This window comes from Serratia sp. 25CWL12, assembly GCF_055790885.1.
Map to the genome: position 1 here is coordinate 2,570,026 of NZ_CM147698.1, position 20,357 is coordinate 2,590,382.

A 20,357-nucleotide genomic window follows, 5' to 3' on the forward strand; every position below is an offset into this window, starting at 1 on the left:
GCGACTCCTTAAAGTTTGGCAACCTGCACCAGGTTGGTATGGGAAGGGTTGCCTTTGGCTAGTGGCGAGGGTCGCTGGGTCGTCAACACGTTAATGCTGCCTGCATGGTCAATTTTGTTTCCATCAGGTGCGTACCAAGCTCCCTCTCCTAATGCCACCACCCCTGGGCGCATACGCGGTGTTACTTTGGCATTAATACGTACTTCACCACGGTCATTGTAAATGCGGATCAAATCACCATTGGCGATACCGCGAGACTCGGCATCAATCGGGTTAATCCACATTTCCTGGCGGCAAGACGCTTTCAGAACATCCACATTTCCGTAGGTTGAGTGGGTCCTGGCCTTATAATGGAAACCGGTCATCTGTAGTGGATATTGGCTACTCAATGGATCACTGGGGCTTTCAAATCCCGCCGTATAAATCGGTAATGGATGAATAACATCCTCTTTTTCCAATTCCCAGGTCGCCGCCACTTCGGCTAACTGAGCAGAGTAGATCTCAATTTTGCCAGAAGGTGTCGTTAGTGGATTGGCTTGCGGGTCAGCGCGGAATGCTTTGTAAGCGACATGGTGACCCTCTGGATCGCGCTGTTTAAAGATCCCTTGCTCAAGGAACTGTTCAAACTCGGGTAATGCCGGGATTGCCTGGCGGGATTGTTGATACAGATAGCGCAACCACTCTTCCTGTGTACGCCCTTCGGTAAAGAGTTGCTCAACCCCCATACGACGAGCGATCTCGCTGGTCATCTCATAGATGTTTTTGCACTCACCAATCGGCTTGATGGCCTGATCAGCAAAAATGACATACCCCATATTCCCGCTGGAGGCATCAAGACAAAAATCCTGCTGTTCCGAGGCCGTACAATCCGGGAGGACCAGGTCGGCATATTTCGCCGATGAGGTCATGTGGTTATCGATCACCACGATCATTTCACACTTCTTCTCATCCTGCAGAATGTCATGGGTGCGGTTAATCTGTGAATGCTGATTAATCAGACAGTTACCAGCATAATTCCAGACAAATTTGATAGGAACATCCAGTTTATCCTTACCACGCACACCATCACGTTTGGCGGTCATTTCTGGCCCACGCAAGATGGCATCGGTCCAAAGAAACATGGAGATACTGGTTTTTACTGGGTTCGTTAGCGTTGGCATCCGTACAAAGGGTAATGAATATGACCCTTCACGAGCGCCACTGTTACCGCCATTAATGCCCACATTACCGGTCAATATGGGCAACATGGCAATGGCACGGGAAGTCAGCTCACCATTGGCCTGGCGTTGTGGCCCCCACCCCTGGCAAATATAAGCGGGCTTGATGCTGCCAATTTCACGGGCCAGTTTGATAATGCGATCAGCTGGAATGCCGGTAATCTGCGCCGCCCAAGCGGGGGTTTTCGCGATACCGTCCTCCCCCTGCCCAAGAATATACGCCTTATAGTGGCTATTCGCTGGTGCACCTGCCGGTAAGGTTTTTTCATCATAACCGACGCAATATTTATCCAGGAAAGGTTGGTCTACCAGATTCTCAGTAATCAGCACATGTGCCAGCCCAGCGACCAGAGCGGCATCGGTCCCTGGACGAATGGGGATCCACTCATCTTCACGGCCTGCTGCGGTATCGGTATAGCGAGGATCAATAACAATCATACGGGCATTGGAACGCTCACGCGCCTGCTCCAGCAGGTAGGTCACCCCACCCCCGCTCATCCGTGTTTCCCCAGGGTTATTACCGAACATCACCACCAGTTTGCTGTTTTCGATATCCGTCGGGCTATTACCGTCAGCCCAACCGCCATAGGTGTAATTCAACCCCATCGCAATCTGCGCCGTACTGTAATCGCCATAGTGGTTCAAATAGCCGCCGCAGCAATTCATTAAGCGGGCAATCAGCGTTGCACCGGGGGGCCAGGAACGGGTCATGGTCCCCCCCAAGGTCCCGGTACCATAATTCAGATAAATAGCTTCATTACCATAATCTTTTATTATGCGTTTCAGGTTATCGCTAATTAGCGTAAAGGCTTCATCCCAACTGATACGTTTAAATTTGCCCTCTCCCCGCTTACCGACACGCAGCATGGGATACTGCAGCCGATCAGGGTTATAAACACGGCGGCGCATAGAACGCCCACGCAGACAGGCTCGTACCTGATGCAATCCTTGATAGGCATCATCGCCCGTATTGTCCGTTTCAACGTATTTGATGGCACCATCAACAATATGCATCCGCAATGGGCAACGGCTACCACAGTTAACGGTGCAGGCACTCCATACCACTTTCTCTTCCGGCTTAGGGACCGCTGCCCCTGGGGTTACCCCATTTTCTGCCTTTACTTGGCGGCTAAATGGTAACGTGACACCACCAACGGCCAGGGCAAGCCCGCCAATGGCGCTGTTTTTAACCAACTTTCGCCTGGAACATTGTAGGCCAGACAGCGTTTTTTTTTCGGATTCATTCATCATGTTTCACTCTGGGTTGGTAAAATCATTCAGTAGAAATGGTAATAAAACGGCGATGCCTAGCGTTATTTAACTTACTGAAAAGTAACAAACTCGTTGTTTTGATGGTGTCCTTACCCCATTAAAATAGGAGTAAGTGACAAATCTACTGGGACTAATCGGTCAATAACCGGTTTGAGTAACGCCAAAAGAAAAATCACAGTATCGTGACTTCAATAGATTTGAGTACTGCCTGCTGAGACTTTAAATAAATAAAACTAATAAGTCAGTCACGGCTGCAGTCAACACACCAGTAACTTGAACGAACCTAGGCACAAAAAGACAGATGAAATATTTTCACTATGATCTGCACTTTGCAGCACTATCCACCAAAATAGGGCGCACCACTTTGCTCACAATCAATAAAACTCTGATATTTCAGCCATTATTGATAATGATTTTTATTTCAGTGATAGGTTCTGAGTTTTGCCCTACGCTGGCTAGCTGGTGGGTCAAGATAACGGGTGGGTAATGACACCCCAGGTGCTATTCGCGCCTAAATAATCGTGCCTAAAGCCGCTTCACATTAGCATCTGGCTGGTGGGTATGATGCGGAACGCTGACACGCCGTAAACCCGTCCTTGGGGGCTCGTATCGCGCGTCCATGCGCTCAACGGTCAGCTAACCTGCATCATACCCATCTGTAGTACAATTAGACGCCGCTATTTAGGGTATAGCGGTATCGAGAGGAGATGTTTATTTAGGGGCAATCACTAAATGGGCATGGGAGTCAGCCATTCCAGGTTTAATCGTGCCGACCTGGACATAGCGGGCTAAAAATTCCATTGATAAAATACCCGAAGCATTAGAGACCAGGTTGGTATCAATCCAGCGATAATCTACACCCGTAGCAGGTGTAATGGGTAAAGGATTACCGGAGGTATCAGTCAGTTGCACACCCACCCCCTCAGCACTGTTCGCGACATTATCTAGCGCTAAAATCCCCTGAGTGCCATCAGGATTATAGTTGCTGGTCGTTCCCATGACGGCCCATCTCATTGCCGTATTCTGCGAACAACGTGCAGTCACATTCACTAATTTATCAGCGACCCCATCTGCCGGTTGACCAAGCGCCCTGAAATCACTGCTATTCACCCGCCCCAGATTCACTGTAACCGTGTTAAAAGCCTGGCAAGGCGCGGTTTGGATCTTCACATCATTAGCCAAACCTAAACGCACCAGGTTAAACAGGCGTGTATTCCATGCTGGCGGTGTCGAGCTGTTATCCATCAAACTGAACAGGACTAAGGCACCATCGTTATTATTTGTCATCATCAGCCCCGACGCAGGAATGGTGCCTGCCAATCGGTATAGTGAGACCTTAAGCGTGAACGACCCAAGCTGCCGCCAATTGACAATATATTGATTGTCTCGACATTGGCCAGTAAAAGGCGGGTAGCCAGAAGCACCACTTTGGGCGTCGGCACAACGAATACCTCTTATTGGACTGGGGCTTATGGGTGGCAGATTTTTGTTCGGTGCCGTACGCAGCCAACTAAAGGGATATGAATTACCATCAGAAAGAAGTTCTACGGTGTAACCGACACTGCCAGACCCGGAACCGCCATAAGGGTTGTTTCTTCCGTTATCTCTTATGACATAAATATGACCATCTTGCGTTGGCGCAGTGACTCCATTAACCGGATAGCCACCTGAACTTTGCGCATAATGTTGCTCAAGCCACCAATATTTCACTTCATCATTCACGTCATCACATATTGCCAACCAACCATTATTAGCTGCGAACAATTCAGCGCTGCTGACACTTTGCTGCGCAAGAATAGTTCCCACCGGGGTTGCCGGGTCAATGTAGAGCGATGCACCAAAATTAACTCGTAAGGGATAGTCCCAAAACGCTGAATCAATTTTATTACAGGCTGACCATGCCTTGTTTATACAAAGAAGCGAGAGTAAAATCAGAAAAAATGATTTTGCACTGACCGTTTTAAACTTTATTTTTATCATACCCACCTCATTAATCAAATACAAATAACCGGCTGCTTAGAAATATTTTTTGGATTGGTTTCTTTACGTTTTTCAACACTAAAGTGACACAGTTTTTCTCTTTTATTTTCATCATTCCAAGTGACTTTAAGCTGAGATTTTATATTTTCCCTGATCATCAAAATACCGCCACCACCAACAATACCCGCCATTTTCCCGTTACTGATAGCAGTTGCCCCGAGAGGCACATTTTCACCCTGATATTTAACTTCAAAAATACGCAGCTCACCATGGATAGTATCAAACTTCAATTTAACAATTGCCCCGGCATGTGGCGCAATATGTTGTGATGTATTTTTGATCTCCAAATCACTGGCTGCCGTATTGGGATTCAATGAGATTTCGTTATCACGATAAGGTGACAAATAAGGGAAAATAGCATATCCGCGACTATCCACTTTAATATTATTATTCCCTGAAACAACAGCATCAGTAGCGCCAGTGGCTTCAATAATCGCTGCGGTATCACCGGTATATTGACCAAATGTAATTCCACCACTATGCAGCGCAACAGAACCATTCATACCCAGCGCATACTGAGTGGTATTCTTTTTATAGGAAGCACTTGCAGATCGATTACCATAAGGCGTTAACTTCGATACATTACCGCTATAAACATTTTCATGTTCACCAGCGGTGGCCATCGTCGTGCTTAACCCATAGGAAAAACTGCGGTCTTCAAGCAAGGAACCTGTTACGGAAGCCAGTGCATATCCGTCACCTGCGGATGATTGGGTATAAGCCGTGGTCATCACTGGAGAATAGGTTGATGTACCCAAAGGAATACTTAACCCTAACTGGTACTGTATTTCATCACGATTATTACTGATATTATATGACCTTGCAGCAGAAAGCGTATATCTTAGTCTTTTATATTGATTACTGTAGCCCACCAGGTAGCTATTAGCACTTTTCACCCTGCCCCAATAATTGTTAAGACCGGCAGTCATATAGATACTGCCAGCATTACCAAGGGGTTGGTTAATACTCAACTGCACTGAGTTCTTCTGGTTCATTGAGCGTAAATCATATTCATCCACTTGCTGACTATGATCATATTTATCTCGAACCCTTGCAGAATCTTGTAGTGTAGTAAACCCCGAAGAGGAGTAATGATAAGTTGCGACATTAATGCTAGTCCCTGATTTATCAATAACATTAGAATAAGATAACCCTATGTTATAACCTTGGGTTTTATCATACCCAAGACCTGCCCTTGCCAGTGCCACATTGGCAGAAACTGCCCCCATCGTGGTATTTATGGCAAGACCCGTCAGCATAGATTGATAATGTTCACTGACCTGCACACCGCCAAAACCGGTAAAATAGTTATTCAACCCCCGATGATAGGAGAGTGAAGTAACAAATGGTTTTTTACGCAAACTACTATCATTCAATTTGCCTGCAGCCACTGAATATTTAGATTGATTTGGTCGCAATAATTCGGGTAATGATGCATAAGGGACAACGTACGTTTTTTGTTCACCCGTAGTTTCTTGAATGGTAACATTAAAGTCCCCTCCATAACTGGCCTGATAAAGGTCAGAAATTAAGAAAGCACCGGGTGATACCGTCGTTTCATAGATGATATTTCCATTTTGCCTGACGGTTACTCTGGCATTAGTATCCGCTATACCACGAATATCCGGCACATAACCGCGTCTGGAGTCAGGCAACATGCGATCATCAGAGAATAATGAAATACCGAGTAATGGTGTCGCGGGTAAAAAACTCTCTCGCGTATCAATTTCTCCTGTTTGCACCACAGAAAAAATCCCAGGAATATCTCGCTGAATGTAGGTACGCAACATGCTTAGTTTTTGCTGATCGCCAAGCGTAAGTGTACTGTAGCTTCGAAGCTGCCATCTACCTGCATTAAGCCAGATATTCATACCGGAGAAAAAACTGTCATAGCTGTCGCTAAAACTCCCGGTATCAGTATTAGAATGATAATAATTACTGATGTAATTTATCATTGCCGCAGTTTCTCCAGAGTCCCAGGCTGAAGGGTCTACATAACCCCGTGGGGTATACTTGGATGCCACTTGCGGTGCAATGACATCAACAGATAACGTCGATATAACAAATTTCACTTTAATATCGAAATTATTACTATCCAGTGCTATTTCCCCATTAGCATTAATAGTTTTAATGTATTCCTCATTAATTTCATCTTTAAACCCCAGCTGTAATAACACTGATTTATCAAAATAAATAACAGATTTACTCTCAGAATTTATTGATACTGTTATTGCCGTAGCACCAATAAAAGCACCATTTTTATAGAGTTCGACATCATACTCCCCTTCTTTTAGCTGATTTCCGTTTGAAAAAGTAGAGATATCGATACCGGTTCCGACAAAAAAAGCAGGATTATATTCCACTTCAGTTTCTTCTTGCGCATAAAGTGGCATGCTCAATAAAGAAATAATTATTATCCCTTTGTTTATTAAGCTGTCTTTTTTCATACTTTACTCATTAGATATTAATTTATTATAACTGGACGATAAATTACAGCACCATAGTCATTAACCATGCCGTACTCAGCCTTACCCTTATTAACATCCGATAACGTAACCCCTTTTAAAACCCAATTCTCACTCTGCCCGGGTGCCACCATATCGACTTCGTTCTTGATTTGTTTTCCATTGACATTGACATTCAGTTCAGTCAGCGAGGCATAATAACGGCTGTTATTACTCACCTTAGCCAGAACATTGCCACGCCCATCATGGGTGAAATGCCAAACGAGATCTTTGTGCATGGCATCAACCTGGTTTTTTAACGCTGCTGGCCGATAGAATATTTTTATTTTATTAACAATAGAGAATTGCAAGTAATTATCAGTCCCCTTTTTGGGTGCTGCCGGGATATCTTTGATGTTTAGCCAGTAGATTGACTCCTGATGAGTGTTAGCAACATCTTCTATTTTTTTTATTCTCAAATGCTGCTCACCGTTACTCTCTATTTTAAATACGGCTGGATACAGAATAAAAGGAGAGGTCGCAGTGCTTGGCAAGTTACTATTTATTTTATTATCAATCCATGCCTGAACCATTGACGAGGTATTATCTCGATTATTTATTTTCACTGTAACACTACTATCAGACTCATTGTAGATAACCCGTGTACCAGTAATAGAGATACTCGCGAAGGCGATTGTTGGAGAAAGGCACAATGATATGACTATTTTCGTTAAATTTTTCATTTTATAGGCAGTAATTTTATTTTTGATAATAAAAACCAATCGAATACTGATGCGGTTATTAGGTAATTAGCTATACTCTTCATACTTCATACTTCAGGCTGCTTGGCTGTTAGCTGCGCACAGATACTCGGCTTTTCCTGAGCCTCTCGTCAAACGGGCCAGCGTAAGCGCTGTTCAAAACACTCGAGATTTTGTCAAGCAACACCAAGTATTTTGGGTATATATTGGTTCACCTTGAAACGTAAGATAGATAATAAGAAAAGTTTCCCTAAAGGTTTACAGAGTAAACCTTTAGGCAAATTATTTTCTTAACTACAGATTATCTATAGACCAACTCGATGGCACCGGTGGCGGTCAACTTCCCAGCTGTAATGCTTGCCTGATATTGCTGATACCATGCAGTCAAAGGGATTGACGCGGTACCTGATGTGGTATTTATTGTTTGGAAAGCGGAGTTATTGCCCGCCGTTTTAATATGCGTGTCTGTTGAGTCATATACCGCAATGCCAACACCTCTTGCCTCACTTGCTGCAGCGGGCAAGAAAAGACCTGTAGTAGGGTCGACTTGCGTACCGGTACCGGTAAAGCGCACCGCAACCGAGCCACTGGCTGGTGTGCAACCCGTCAAATTAATCGTAAAGGCAGTTTGACCCGCTCTTGAACCAATATCGTTAAAATTACTGGTCGAGATAGTAGGTAAAACGACGCTAACCGTTCCTGAACCGGTACTAATGGTACAAGTATTGGCAACAATCTCACCCGTAAAGTTAATGGTACCATCTGCTGCATAAGCTGAAGACATGAACAATAAAGATAATGCAACAATCGGTTTTAATTTTTTCATAGCAGCTCCTGTTATTTGCTATTATTAATAAAAAATCCATTATTAGAGAGAACAGATTATATTAAGGTGCAAAGGTAAATATTATTAATTAATCTAATTGAAATTAAATACAACCTCCGTTTTTTGGTAAATAATCACTAACTGAATAACTTAATCAGCCTATATCTATAAATAATTTAGATAATCAATTAAATATATTAATTATTGGGTGGGGTAAAGATGATAATGCAACGTTCTTTTTAATTCCCCACAAGCCATATTCACAAGATATTGAGAGTATATCGATTAAGCGGGTCATGAGTAACCCATCACAAAGCATCACTACAGCAGCCTATTTCAGCCGTTTCATTGCTTACACTGGCAATAAATCAGAGTTAAATGTCGATAAATTCTAAAATAATGGCGTATTATTTCAAAAAAGGAAGGGTTTGCGCACTGGAATTTCTATGGATTTTTTTGAAACTTTCAGATACTAATTAGTTCGCTGGCTATATTATAGAGCCTTGCAATAAAATAGTAGTATTCAGTTAGGCCACTCAATTATTTGGGCCAAATACCTCCTCAAATAATCGCTGAGAATAATGAGTCCATCGGCTTAACGTAACGTATTAGGGGGTTATTTAAAAGCCCTCATTGGCCTCATTCAATCATTGCAAACTGTGGCTTGGTACCATCAGCAAACACTTATTGTTACTCATCAAGTCAAATTCAAACTTTTTCAATCTGAATCCGGTTGGTATGTTGCGGATTACCCTTCGCCAATGGCGAGGGACGCAGTGTCGTCAGGGTATTCTTACAGGCCCCATGATCGATACGATCCCCTTTCATATCTGCTTGATGCCAAGCACCCTGCCCCATCGCGACCACACTAGGCATTATGCGTGGGGTAACTTTGGCAAGAACTCGTACTTCACCACGGGCATTGAATATTCGCACCATTGCGCCACTGGCAATGCCACGTTGCTGTGCATCAAGAGGATTAATCCACACCTCCTGCGGACATGCCCCTTGCAATATATCAATATTAGCGTAGCTGGAATGGGTTCTGGTTTTGTAATGGAAACCAAACATTTGCAGTGGGTAAGTTTTCCGTAACGGGTCGTCCCAATCTTCAAAAGTTGAGGCATAAATCGGTAAAGGACTGATTGTTTCGTCTTGCTCTAACTGATTGCTATGCTTCACATTATTGATTTATTGCCCCCAATATCGCCCATAACTGAGTAATAAACTTTGTTTGCTATCAAGACCGGGAAAGTTATTTATAGAAGGGAGAAGAGATCAGGATATAAAGCAAAAAGCGCCCGCAGGCGCTTTTAATAGAGAAGAACATCCAACTAAAACTAGCCGATATACTCCAGCCCACCCATATAAGGGCGTAATACGTCTGGCACCTGAATACGGCCATCAGCCTGCTGATAGTTTTCCAGCACGGCCACCAGAGTACGGCCTACCGCCAAGCCTGAACCATTCAGAGTATGCACCAAGCGCGGTTTTTTATCAGCCTTGGTGCGGTAACGAGCCTGCATACGACGCGACTGGAAATCCCCCATGTTGGAGCAAGAGGAGATCTCGCGGTAAGTATTCTGCGCCGGGAGCCACACTTCCAAGTCGTAAGTTTTGCAGGAACCAAAGCCCATGTCCCCGGTACACAACAATACCTTGCGGTAAGGCAGGTTCAGCAACTGCAGTACTTTCTCGGCATGACCGGTGAGTTCTTCCAGTGCATCCATAGACTCTTCCGGGCGAACAATCTGCACCATTTCGACTTTATCAAACTGGTGCATACGGATCAGGCCACGGGTATCACGACCATATGAACCTGCTTCAGAACGGAAGCAAGGCGTATGCGCCGTCATTCGCAGCGGAAGATCGTCTTCTTCGAGGATTTCGTCACGTACCAGGTTGGTAACAGGCACTTCTGCCGTTGGGATCAGCGCATAATTGCTGCTTTCTGACTCTTCTTCCAACGGTTTGGTATGGAATAAATCAGCGCCGAACTTCGGTAGTTGACCCGTTCCATACAGTGTTGCCTGGTTTACCAGGTAAGGAACATAGGTTTCCAGATAGCCATGCTGTTCTGTATGTAGGTCTAACATAAACTGTGATAGCGCGCGGTGCATACGCGCGATTTGACCTTTCATCACCACAAAGCGCGCACCGGTCAATTTTACGGCAGCAGCAAAATCCAGGCCGCCACAAATTTCACCTAATTCAACATGATCACGCACAGGGAAATCATACTGGGCAGGTTCCCCCCAACGGCTCACTTCCAGATTTTCACTGTCGTCTTTACCATTTGGCACGCTATCATCAGGCGTGTTAGGCATAACCAGCGCGTAATCACGGATCTCACTCTGCAGTTTATCCAGAGCCGCTTTAGCCGACTCCAACTTGTCACCCAATTCATTTACTTCACGGCGTAGAGGTTCGATATCTTCACCACGCGCTTTAGCCGCACCGATGGATTTCGAGCGAGAATTGCGTTCCGCCTGTAATGTTTCCGTTTCTACTTGCAGAACCTTGCGGCGCTCTTCTTGTGAACGCAACAGATCCAGATCGAGTTTAAAACCTCTGCGAGCCAGTTTTACGGCAACTGCGTCTAGCTCATTACGCAGTAAATTGGGATCGAGCATGCTAATCCTGTGCTTGTAGTTATTGAAAGAAAACTATTTATACTCTTCATACTTCAAGCTGCTTGGGTGTTAGCTGCACTCTGTCACCCCAGCCACATAGTCAGCTATGCTCCTGGGGATCAATGAACCTCATTCCTGAGGTTCACCCTGTGCGGGCCAGAACAAGTGCTGTTCAAATCGGTTCCTGACCGATTTGTCCATCGCTGGCCGCCTGCAAGCAACTCGAATTATTTTGGGTATAGTATTTAGGTCATAAAACTATGGGCTTCTTTCACTTACGATTTTGGCTTATCAGCCCCCTGAGAGCACTGGGTTAACCATTACCTACAGCCGGGGATAAACCCCGCTAAAAGAAGCGTTATGCCGCTAACCTTACCGCAACAATGGCACTAGCGGTAGCGTTTTGTCGGGCTATTTTGATCCTGCTCAGCGAGCCATTGCAACTTTTCACCAATTTTACCTTCCAGACCACGCGCGGTCGGATGATAGTAACGGGTAGCAGCCATTTCTGGTGGGAAATAACACTCCCCAGCAGCATATGCATTAACTTCATCATGGGCATAACGATATTCTGCCCCCAATCCCATCTCTTTCATCAATTTGGTTGGGGCATTGCGCAAATGTTCCGGTACGTCATAATCCACCAACTCCTTGGCATCATGCATCGCCGCTTTAAAGGCGCTATAAACGGCGTTACTTTTCGGCGCGCAAGCTAGATAAACAATCGCCTGAGCAATCGCCCGTTCCCCTTCTGCTGGCCCAACACGGGTAAAGCAATCCCACGCGGCAATAGCCACTTGCATCCCCCGGGGATCGGCATTACCAACATCTTCAGAGGCGATGGCTAACAAGCGGCGTGCGACATACAGCGGATCACCGCCGGCAGTAATGATACGGGCATACCAATAGAGCGCTGCATCGGGTGCCGACCCGCGTACCGATTTATGCAGCGCAGAGATCAGGTCGTAATAACGGTCACCTTTATTATCAAAACGCGCGCTACGCTCCCCCGAAACTTCCTTCAGCAAGGTTGGCGTCAGCACACGCATGCCTTTGCTGTCTATCTCGGCCATATCAGCCATCATTTCAAGGCTGTTTAAAGCACGACGTGCATCCCCCGCCACCAATTCCGACAGGATCTGTTTGGTTTCTGGTAGCAGGGTGATGTTCTGGCCGCCAAAGCCACGATCAGGGTCTTTCATTGCCTGATCCACGACCAGAGCAATATCCTCGGCAGTCAATGCCTTCAGCAAATAAACCCGGGCACGGGAAAGAAGTGCCGAATTGAGTTCAAAAGAGGGGTTTTCAGTGGTGGCACCAATAAAAGTAATGGTTCCATCTTCAATATGCGGCAAAAAGGCATCCTGCTGGCTCTTATTGAAGCGGTGAACTTCATCAACAAACAAGATAGTACGGCGCCCGGCATCACGATTTTGCCGTGCTCGTTCTATGGCCTCGCGGATCTCTTTAATGCCCGAAGTGACCGCAGAGATCCGCTCAACATCCGCCTGCCCATAACGGCCAATCAACTCCGCCAGGGTGGTTTTCCCTGTTCCTGGCGGCCCCCACAAAATCATTGAATGCAGTTGCCCCGCCTCAATAGCACGAGGTAAAGGCTTGCCCGGCGCCAACAAATGCTGTTGACCAATGTATTGAGCCAGCGTTGTCGGCCGCATACGGGCCGCCAACGGCTGAAACTCATTATGGGAAAAATCAAGCGACATGTTACTCACGAACACCTCACTGCCGTTGGTCGTCCACCGTCACCCCTTTCGGCAGTGTGAATTTAAACTTGGCGGCATCAACACGGCTATTCTGCTGGCCTTTCAACTGATAAGCACTACGTTGCCCATCTTGCTCAACCGCAGTAAAGCTCTTGATGGTACCGCTATTGGTAACGGTAATGGCAAATTGCTTCAGATTGCCACTGCTCGCTTTCGGCGTCAGTTCAAATTCATCACCTTTCTGCTTAACGTTGTATTGCTTCCAGTCATTAGCATCGTTGCGGGTGATCAACATAAAAGGGGTGTTGCCAGTAGCACTTTTCAACCAACTGGCCGTCACTTGCTCAACAAAGGGGTTATAGAACCACAGTGTTTCACCATCAGAAACCAACACACTTTCATCTGGGGAAGTCATATGCCAATTAAACAGATTGGGGCGTTTTACCCATAGCTCGCCTTCACCCTGTTGTACCGCGGCACCATCTGCACTAGTTACCGTTTGAGAGAAGCTGGCATGAAAACTGTTTACCTTCGCCAAACGACTCTGTAGATCTTGCGCCGCATCGGCCCACACGGCAGTAGACACCCATCCCGAAAGCAGACAACAGGCAACTAACAGTTTTTTCATTGTTTCAGTACCTTATGAAATGTTCTTATCGCAAAGCAACGCTGTGCGCATCAAATAACCCTAAACCCCACCACTTTACCTGAAACATTGAGTTGGCAACCAGTGCAATATTCCGATAACCATCGCGGGTTTACGCATCTTTGCAAAAAGGCCGCAAACGCGGTCAGGTAAAAGTAAGATAGCCGACTCAGATTGGTGAGGGCTTTGCTGGCAAAAAATAGTGATCAGGACGGGCCCATACCCATAGCCGTTTCACGCAAAATCAGGAATGCTTTTCGATCACCAGATCGACACCTTCATTAAGCAATTCATTAATGGAATGCCCAGTAGCCTGTGCCGCTAGTGCTAACGCCTGATGGCGCTCTGGTGAGAGTCGGGTGGTCACTTTACCGCTATAGGTTTTATACGGCGCAATGTTGTCTTTCCGGCACTCATCCAAGAAGATCGCCAGCGAGATGGCCCCTTCTTTTTTCAGTTCTTCGACGCTGTAGGCATAAAAGTCTGCCCCGCCATTCAGCCCGATAAACTCGCCCCGGAACATTTCGATCTCCGGGTCAAAGCTGATAACAGCAATATGGCCGTCGATTTTCAGTGTGTTATTCATCATGGTTTAATTCCTAAACTATCCAACCAGATCCTGATGGCGTTAACCGCTCCTTTGTCAGTGGTCGGTCTAGGGTGGGGCCGGTGAAAGATGCGTTTCTCACCCTTTAGTAACACAGCGACCCTAGAGCCTTCCCTTTCGTGAACTTCCGCCCCTAACGCAGTAAAAAGTGCCTCGATATCAGACCACTTTATAGAACCGTTAACGGGCCGAGAGAATACATCTGACAACGTTTTTTGGTGTCGTTTGTTCATGGATTTTATAGTATCACTTTATGACACTACCGCAAGATACAGATATTGTATGTATTCAGGTTAGTTGAATGACCGGCAGATAGAAAAAGGCCGCAAAAGCGGCCTTTGAAACTCTTTTTAGCTGTAATGCTGCCCAAAGCGGATAGTGCGAAAACCTGTCACTTGGTCCCCTTCGGTATCAGTGGCTAATTACTCATGGCGCGGAGGGGCAAGTACCTCACGGTTACCGTTATGCCCTTGTTCACTGACAATCCCCTGGGCTTCCATCTGTTCAATTATGCGCGCGGCACGGTTATAACCGATACGGAACTGGCGTTGTACTCCGGAGATCGACGCACGGCGTTTATCGATCACAAACTCCACCGCCTGGTCGAACAACGGATCGAGTTCTTCATCGCTTTGACCACTACCCGCAGTGCCATCACCATCGTCAGCTTCGTTGAGAATGCCCTCTTTATATTGAGGACGCTCACGCGCTTTCCAATCTTTGACCACCGCATGAACCTCTTGGTCGCGGACAAAAGCACCATGAACACGCACCGGAATTGATGAACTTGGTGCTAGGTACAGCATATCCCCCATACCCAGCAATGATTCCGCTCCACCTTGATCGAGGATAGTGCGTGAGTCAATTTTGCTGGACACCGTAAACGCGATACGCGTCGGGATATTGGCCTTGATCAACCCGGTAATCACATCAACCGATGGCCGTTGCGTTGCCAACACTAAGTGGATCCCGGCAGCACGGGCTTTCTGTGCCAAGCGAGCGATTAACTCTTCCACCTTTTTCCCCACGGTCATGATCAGATCAGCGAACTCATCTACCATCACCACGATATAGGGCTCTTTTTCCAGCATCGGCATACTCACTTCCATGCTGTCACTCGGTTTCCAGAATGGATCCGGGATTGGCCGCCCCATTGCTTCCGCCTGATCGACCCGTTCGTTATAGCCCGCCAGGTTACGCACCCCCAATGCGGACATCAGCTTATAGCGGCGCTCCATCTCGGCGACACACCAGCGCAATGCATTGGCGGCATCTTTCATATCGGTAACCACATCAGTAAGGAGATGCGGAATCCCTTCGTAAACCGACAGTTCAAGCATTTTCGGGTCGATCATAATAAAGCGCACCTCTTTCGGTGTGGCCTTATACAAGATGCTCAGGATCATAGCATTGACCCCTACCGACTTACCGGACCCGGTGGTACCTGCGACTAACAAATGGGGCATTTTAGCCAGATCAGCCACCACTGGCTGACCAGCAATATCTTTACCCAGCACAATCGCCAACGGTGAAGGATTATCACGGAAAGCCGGGCAATCAAGCACTTCTCGCAGATAAACCGTCTGGCGTTTGGCATTTGGCAATTCCAGCCCGACATAAGGTTTACCAGGAATAACCTCTACCACACGAACTGCCGGTGCAGACAAGGAGCGAGCCAGATCGCGCGACAGGCTTGAAATACGCGCCGCTTTAACACCTGGTGCCAAATCCAGCTCAAAACGCGTAATAACTGGGCCAGGCAGAATGTCGACAACATCCGCTTTTACCCGATAATCCGCCAGGCTAGCTTCTACCAAGCGCGCCTTTTGCTCTAAGACAAAAGTATCTACCGGCTCAATATCTTTTGGCGCTTCCGTCAGCAGATCTAATGTCGGCAATGGCGTTGTTGGCTTCTGCAGTGGCAGATCATTGCGCATCAGGAATGGATGGATCAAGCTATCCATCGCCGGTGCAACTTCTGTTTGTGGTGATTGAGGTTGCGGTGCTGGCACTCGCGGCGCTGAAACCGGTGTGCTCGAATAGGCTGGCACTGCAGATTCATATTGACCAAAAGGCACATCATCTTCTTGCTCGCTTTGCAGCTCAATACGATCTTCAAGCTGAGGCGATAAGTTGAATAACGGTTCTTTTGGGCCATCATCAAACTGATCGGTGGTTGGCGTAATGCCAAAACCGCGTTGAGAGAAAGAAGCAGGTGGAGAAAGCTCTACAGGTTCAGATTCCCGGTACTCTTCACCATAGCGAGCCTGCTGTTGTGCAGCAAATGCCTGGGCTAGTGCAGCCTGGTTCTGTGCCTCTTCATCCGCTTGTTGGTCTGGCTGATACCCTTCGCCATAGCGTTGGCTCTGCTGCTCGGCAAAAGCCTGACCTAATAAGGCTTCCTGCTGAGCATCATCCTGGGGTTGCTGCTGCAAAAAGTCGTCCACACGCTGTGCTTGTTGCTGTTGTTGCTGTTGTTGCTTTTGTTGCTGTTGTTGCTGTTGCTCAGCCATGCGCTGAGAAGGCAGTTTGATACCATAAGAAGCCAACTCACGCCGGGTTGGGATCCGTACCCGATTTGGCCGGGGCAGTTCAGGGCCAATACCCTGCTTAATCTGCGAACTGGCGTCATTAGTTGCGGTGAATGCGGGTGTAAACAGGTTATTCACCGCCCCCAACGCCGCACTGCCAGCCGGGTCAAGCACACCATCGCTATCACGTTGAGCTGCAGTAAAATCAAGTGGTGAAAGTTCTGCTTGTGCCGTATCCGTTATCTGCCAGTTACCCATCCGGGGATCGTTTTCTATTTCCAGATAAGAGGTTGCCGAATGGCTTGTATTAGACTCAACAGCCTTATCGGTAGGGATTTCGAATGAATACAACGGCGGCACATCAGCCTCTGCAGCCAGCCCTAGGGGCAGAGAATTGTCTGCGGCAGACGCTTCAGGCGCCATGATACCTGCTGGTGGTATCGCGGCGTCAGGCAGGGTAGAGCGCAGCATACCCGCAGGTTCGAACTCAGCAGTCGGATAGTCATCGCTGCTGGCTCGTAAGCCACTCAATAAGGGGTCAGCAACATCCTCCGCTACTTCTTCTGCTACTTCTTGGGCCATTTCCGCCACGGAAGGAGCAGAAAACAGCACATCGCCATCATCAGCAATTGCATCAGCAGAGACCGCGGTCATAGGCTCCTGAGTCGTTAGCTCAGGCCGATCTTCAAACACGCGGACATCATTACCATCGCGGTATTCAATACCATTGCGGGGTTCAATATCTTCATCTAGCTCAAGATCATCATCGTGGTAATGTTCTTCACGACGGGAACGATTGGTCATAAAGGTGGCAGCACTCAACACTACCCAGCCGATTTTCTCAGCAATCGTCAGCCATGACCAACCGGTGAACAAGGTTAAACCCGCAGCCCAAACACAAAGTAACGCCAACGTTGCACCAATGCCATTGAACCAAGGCAACATGGCATTACTCAGTAAGCTGCCAATTACCCCGCCGGAAGCAAAATAATAGAGGTCATCAACATTCAGTGCCGCCAGACCACAAGAGGTCAGTACCAGCGCTAAAGTGCCGATCAGGCGCAATGCCAACGCAAAATAGTCAATATAATCGCCATCCTCAGTTTGGCGATAACTCACCCAGCAAAGAATCAGCATGATCGGGGGGATCGCGTAGGCAAGTACGCCAAAAGTGAAGAACAAGGTATCGGCCAACCAGGCACCAACACTGCCCCCCAAATTGTGGATAGGCTCATGCCATGCGGTTTGTGACCAACTAGGATCAGATGGATTGAAACTGAGCAGGGCAACCATCAGGTAGATGGCGCAAACAGCCACCACCAGCAGCATAGCTTCGAGCAAACGCCGCCCACTGCTGAGTTTTTTTAGAGTAACGTCTTTATCTTCTGTGTATTCCTGGCTCAAGAAAGGCTCTCCAGGTTCCTGTTAGCTGACAGCGTAACAACGCCGAGAAGTTTTCTCGGCGCTAAAACTGTATGAATAAACAGGAGTATAGCGAATTTAATCAGGTTTTGCACCTGCGTGTTACCGTGTTTTGATAACCAGACGATTGGTTTGCTTAACTTCTTCCATAACCACATAAGTGCGGGTGTCATTAACCCCTGGTAAACGCAATAGCGTTTCACCCAGCAACCGACGGTATGCTGACATATCCGGTACACGGGTTTTCAACAGATAGTCGAAATCACCTGAAACCAAGTGACACTCCTGGATCTCTTCCAATTTCTGCACCGCAGCATTGAACTGTTCAAACACATCTGGCGCACCTCGGTTCAAGGTGATTTCCACGAAAACCAGTAAGGAAGCATCCAGATAATGGGGGTTAAGCAATGCGGTATAACCATTGATAAAGCCCTGACGCTCAAGACGGCGCACACGCTCTAAACAAGGTGTTGGGGATAAACCGACACGTTTCGAAAGCTCGACGTTAGAAATCCGCCCATCTTTTTGTAGCTCATTAAGAATGTTGCGGTCGATGCGGTCCAGGTCTTTACCTGGTCGTTTTTTATTCTCTGCCATTATTGTTGTCTCTCTTATGTTCTTCCCTGCACTTACACCCTAAGCCAAAACAATGTACCAAGGCAGGGTTTGTTCCAAGCGAAGACTCGATGCCAGTGGTAAGCGTCCCCCTCCTTGGTTAATCAGGAGAGTTCGTTCTTGATACCCATTCTCATTCAAACAGCGGGGGTTTGGCTATACTTAGTCACCCTAAGGCAATAATAAGCGACGCTGATGCGGATTTACCCGTCTGCCACCTGGCTGCAATTTGAATCAGTCTGGATGTTAATACTAAAATTCGCTGTCAGTCCGGAAAAAATTTCTCCTTCCTCTGATGTTTTCGCAAATGCACAGCCGATTGTCAAAGTAAAAGAACTAAAATCAGTAGAACGTGCCACTTGCCTGATGGAAATTCATCCCCAACAGAAGCGGAAAAGCCACGTGGATAGCCCTATTCTGCAATCCGTCGCTATTTTGCCCGATTCATTTCGCATCAAAGATACCGACTCATTTTTTGCCATTCAACAAATCATTAACAACGCGCCTTAACACTTTTTTTACGCGGGCATTTTCCCTACAATCAGCATCATTATCTGCCATTGTGCAAAAAGAGGTTATTGAAATGGGCAACGCTAAACACAGCAAGTTATTGATCCTAGGCTCCGGCCCTGCGGGCTATACCGCCGCAGTTTATGCCGCACGCGCCAACCTGAACCCCGTGTTGATCACCGGTATGGAGCAAGGTGGCCAATTGACCACCACCACCGAAGTGGAGAATTGGCCGGGGGATGCTGAAGGGCTGACCGGCCCAGCCCTAATGGAACGTATGCGTGAACATGCGGCAAAGTTCGATACCAACATTATTTTCGACCATATCACCCGTGTCGAATTGCAAAAAGCGCCTTTTCGCCTATTTGGTGACGACGATAATGAGTACACCTGCGATGCCCTGATTATCGCCACCGGCGCATCAGCACGTTATTTAGGGCTACCGTCAGAGCAGCAGTTCAAGGGGAAAGGCGTTTCCGCCTGTGCGACCTGTGATGGTTTTTTCTATCGTAACCAGAAAGTCGCGGTAGTTGGCGGTGGCAATACTGCCGTAGAAGAGGCACTCTACCTGTCTAACATTGCTGCAGAGGTGCACCTGATCCATCGTCGTGACAGTTTCCGCAGTGAAAAGATCCTCATCAATCGCCTGATGGAAAAAGTAAAGAACGGCAACATTATTCTACACACCAACAGCACATTGGATGAAGTGCTGGGTGATCAGATGGGGGTGACAGGTGTTCGCCTGCGCAGTACTCAAGCTGAGGATAAAACCGAAGAACTGGCGGTGGCAGGTGTGTTTATCGCGATTGGCCATAGCCCAAATACGGCCATCTTTGGTGACCAGCTTGAGCTGGAAAATGGTTATATCAAAGTGCAATCCGGTATTCACGGCAACGCAACACAAACCTCTATTCCCGGGATATTTGCCGCTGGTGATGTTATGGATCACATCTATCGTCAGGCAATTACCTCTGCTGGGACTGGCTGTATGGCCGCACTGGATGCCGAACGCTATCTTGACAGCCTTGCGACGCAACAAACAGGTCAGTAAGCATGTTATAACGATGGCATACTGCGTGGTGGTTAGCCCGCAGGTGACCTCAAGGATG

The 20,357-nt window shown here is 47.1% G+C and carries 14 protein-coding genes and 1 pseudogene; 2 read left to right on the forward strand and 13 right to left on the reverse strand.

The window, feature by feature from the left end:
- Positions 1-8: 8 nt before the first annotated feature.
- The 13 genes and pseudogenes from dmsA to lrp form a co-directional block, all read right to left on the reverse strand.
- The gene (gene dmsA / locus ACX9GV_RS10955) at positions 9-2,465 is read right to left on the reverse strand and encodes a dimethylsulfoxide reductase subunit A (RefSeq protein WP_473198021.1); all 2,457 of its coding nucleotides are present in this window, start codon (positions 2,463-2,465) and stop codon (positions 9-11) included.
- A gap of 735 nt (positions 2,466-3,200) precedes the next feature.
- Positions 3,201-4,295 carry a fimbrial protein gene (locus ACX9GV_RS10960; RefSeq protein WP_473195537.1) on the reverse strand — a complete coding sequence of 365 codons (1,095 nt, stop codon included), beginning with the start codon at positions 4,293-4,295 and terminating at the stop codon, positions 3,201-3,203.
- 188 nt (positions 4,296-4,483) lie between these two features.
- Positions 4,484-6,976, reverse strand: a complete 2,493-nt coding sequence (locus tag ACX9GV_RS10965) for a fimbria/pilus outer membrane usher protein (RefSeq protein WP_473195538.1) — start codon at positions 6,974-6,976, stop codon at positions 4,484-4,486.
- A gap of 17 nt (positions 6,977-6,993) precedes the next feature.
- Entirely contained in the window at positions 6,994-7,716 is a 723-nt protein-coding gene (locus ACX9GV_RS10970) for a fimbrial biogenesis chaperone (RefSeq protein WP_473195539.1), read from the reverse strand.
- Positions 7,717-8,035: 319 nt separating this feature from the next.
- On the reverse strand, positions 8,036-8,560 hold the full coding sequence (locus ACX9GV_RS10975; protein WP_473195540.1) for a fimbrial protein: 525 nt from the start codon (positions 8,558-8,560) through the stop codon (positions 8,036-8,038).
- Positions 8,561-9,268: 708 nt separating this feature from the next.
- Positions 9,269-9,727 (reverse strand): annotated as a pseudogene (locus ACX9GV_RS10980) (molybdopterin dinucleotide binding domain-containing protein); the annotation flags it as partial.
- 173 nt (positions 9,728-9,900) lie between these two features.
- Positions 9,901-11,193: a serine--tRNA ligase gene (serS, locus tag ACX9GV_RS10985; protein WP_473195541.1), complete on the reverse strand. Its 1,293-nt coding sequence runs from the start codon at positions 11,191-11,193 to the stop codon at positions 9,901-9,903.
- A 389-nt stretch (positions 11,194-11,582) separates the two neighbouring features.
- A complete protein-coding gene (locus ACX9GV_RS10990) occupies positions 11,583-12,926 on the reverse strand; it encodes a replication-associated recombination protein A (RefSeq protein ID WP_473195542.1) in 1,344 nt (447 codons plus the stop codon).
- A gap of 7 nt (positions 12,927-12,933) precedes the next feature.
- Positions 12,934-13,545: an outer membrane lipoprotein periplasmic chaperone LolA gene (gene lolA / locus ACX9GV_RS10995; protein ID WP_023491924.1), complete on the reverse strand. Its 612-nt coding sequence runs from the start codon at positions 13,543-13,545 to the stop codon at positions 12,934-12,936.
- A gap of 262 nt (positions 13,546-13,807) precedes the next feature.
- Positions 13,808-14,152 (reverse strand): type II toxin-antitoxin system HicB family antitoxin, encoded by a 345-nt coding sequence (locus ACX9GV_RS11000; protein WP_473195543.1) that lies wholly within the window; start codon positions 14,150-14,152, stop codon positions 13,808-13,810.
- Complete coding sequence (locus tag ACX9GV_RS11005) at positions 14,149-14,403, reverse strand: type II toxin-antitoxin system HicA family toxin (protein WP_037386120.1); 255 nt, start codon at positions 14,401-14,403, stop codon at positions 14,149-14,151. Before ACX9GV_RS11005 ends, ACX9GV_RS11000 begins: the two co-directional genes overlap by 4 nt.
- A 189-nt stretch (positions 14,404-14,592) precedes the next feature.
- A complete protein-coding gene (locus tag ACX9GV_RS11010; RefSeq protein WP_473195544.1) occupies positions 14,593-18,105 on the reverse strand; it encodes a DNA translocase FtsK 4TM domain-containing protein in 3,513 nt (1,170 codons plus the stop codon).
- 120 nt (positions 18,106-18,225) lie between these two features.
- Positions 18,226-18,720 carry a leucine-responsive transcriptional regulator Lrp gene (lrp, locus tag ACX9GV_RS11015; RefSeq protein WP_023491928.1) on the reverse strand — a complete coding sequence of 165 codons (495 nt, stop codon included), beginning with the start codon at positions 18,718-18,720 and terminating at the stop codon, positions 18,226-18,228.
- A gap of 213 nt (positions 18,721-18,933) precedes the next feature.
- On the opposite strand from lrp, the gene ACX9GV_RS11020 reads away from it, so the two are divergent.
- Both ACX9GV_RS11020 and trxB read left to right on the forward strand, forming a co-directional pair.
- Positions 18,934-19,248 (forward strand): hypothetical protein, encoded by a 315-nt coding sequence (locus ACX9GV_RS11020; protein WP_473195545.1) that lies wholly within the window; start codon positions 18,934-18,936, stop codon positions 19,246-19,248.
- 73 nt (positions 19,249-19,321) lie between these two features.
- A complete protein-coding gene (gene trxB / locus ACX9GV_RS11025; protein ID WP_473195546.1) occupies positions 19,322-20,299 on the forward strand; it encodes a thioredoxin-disulfide reductase in 978 nt (325 codons plus the stop codon).
- The last annotated feature ends 58 nt before the right edge of the window (positions 20,300-20,357 follow it).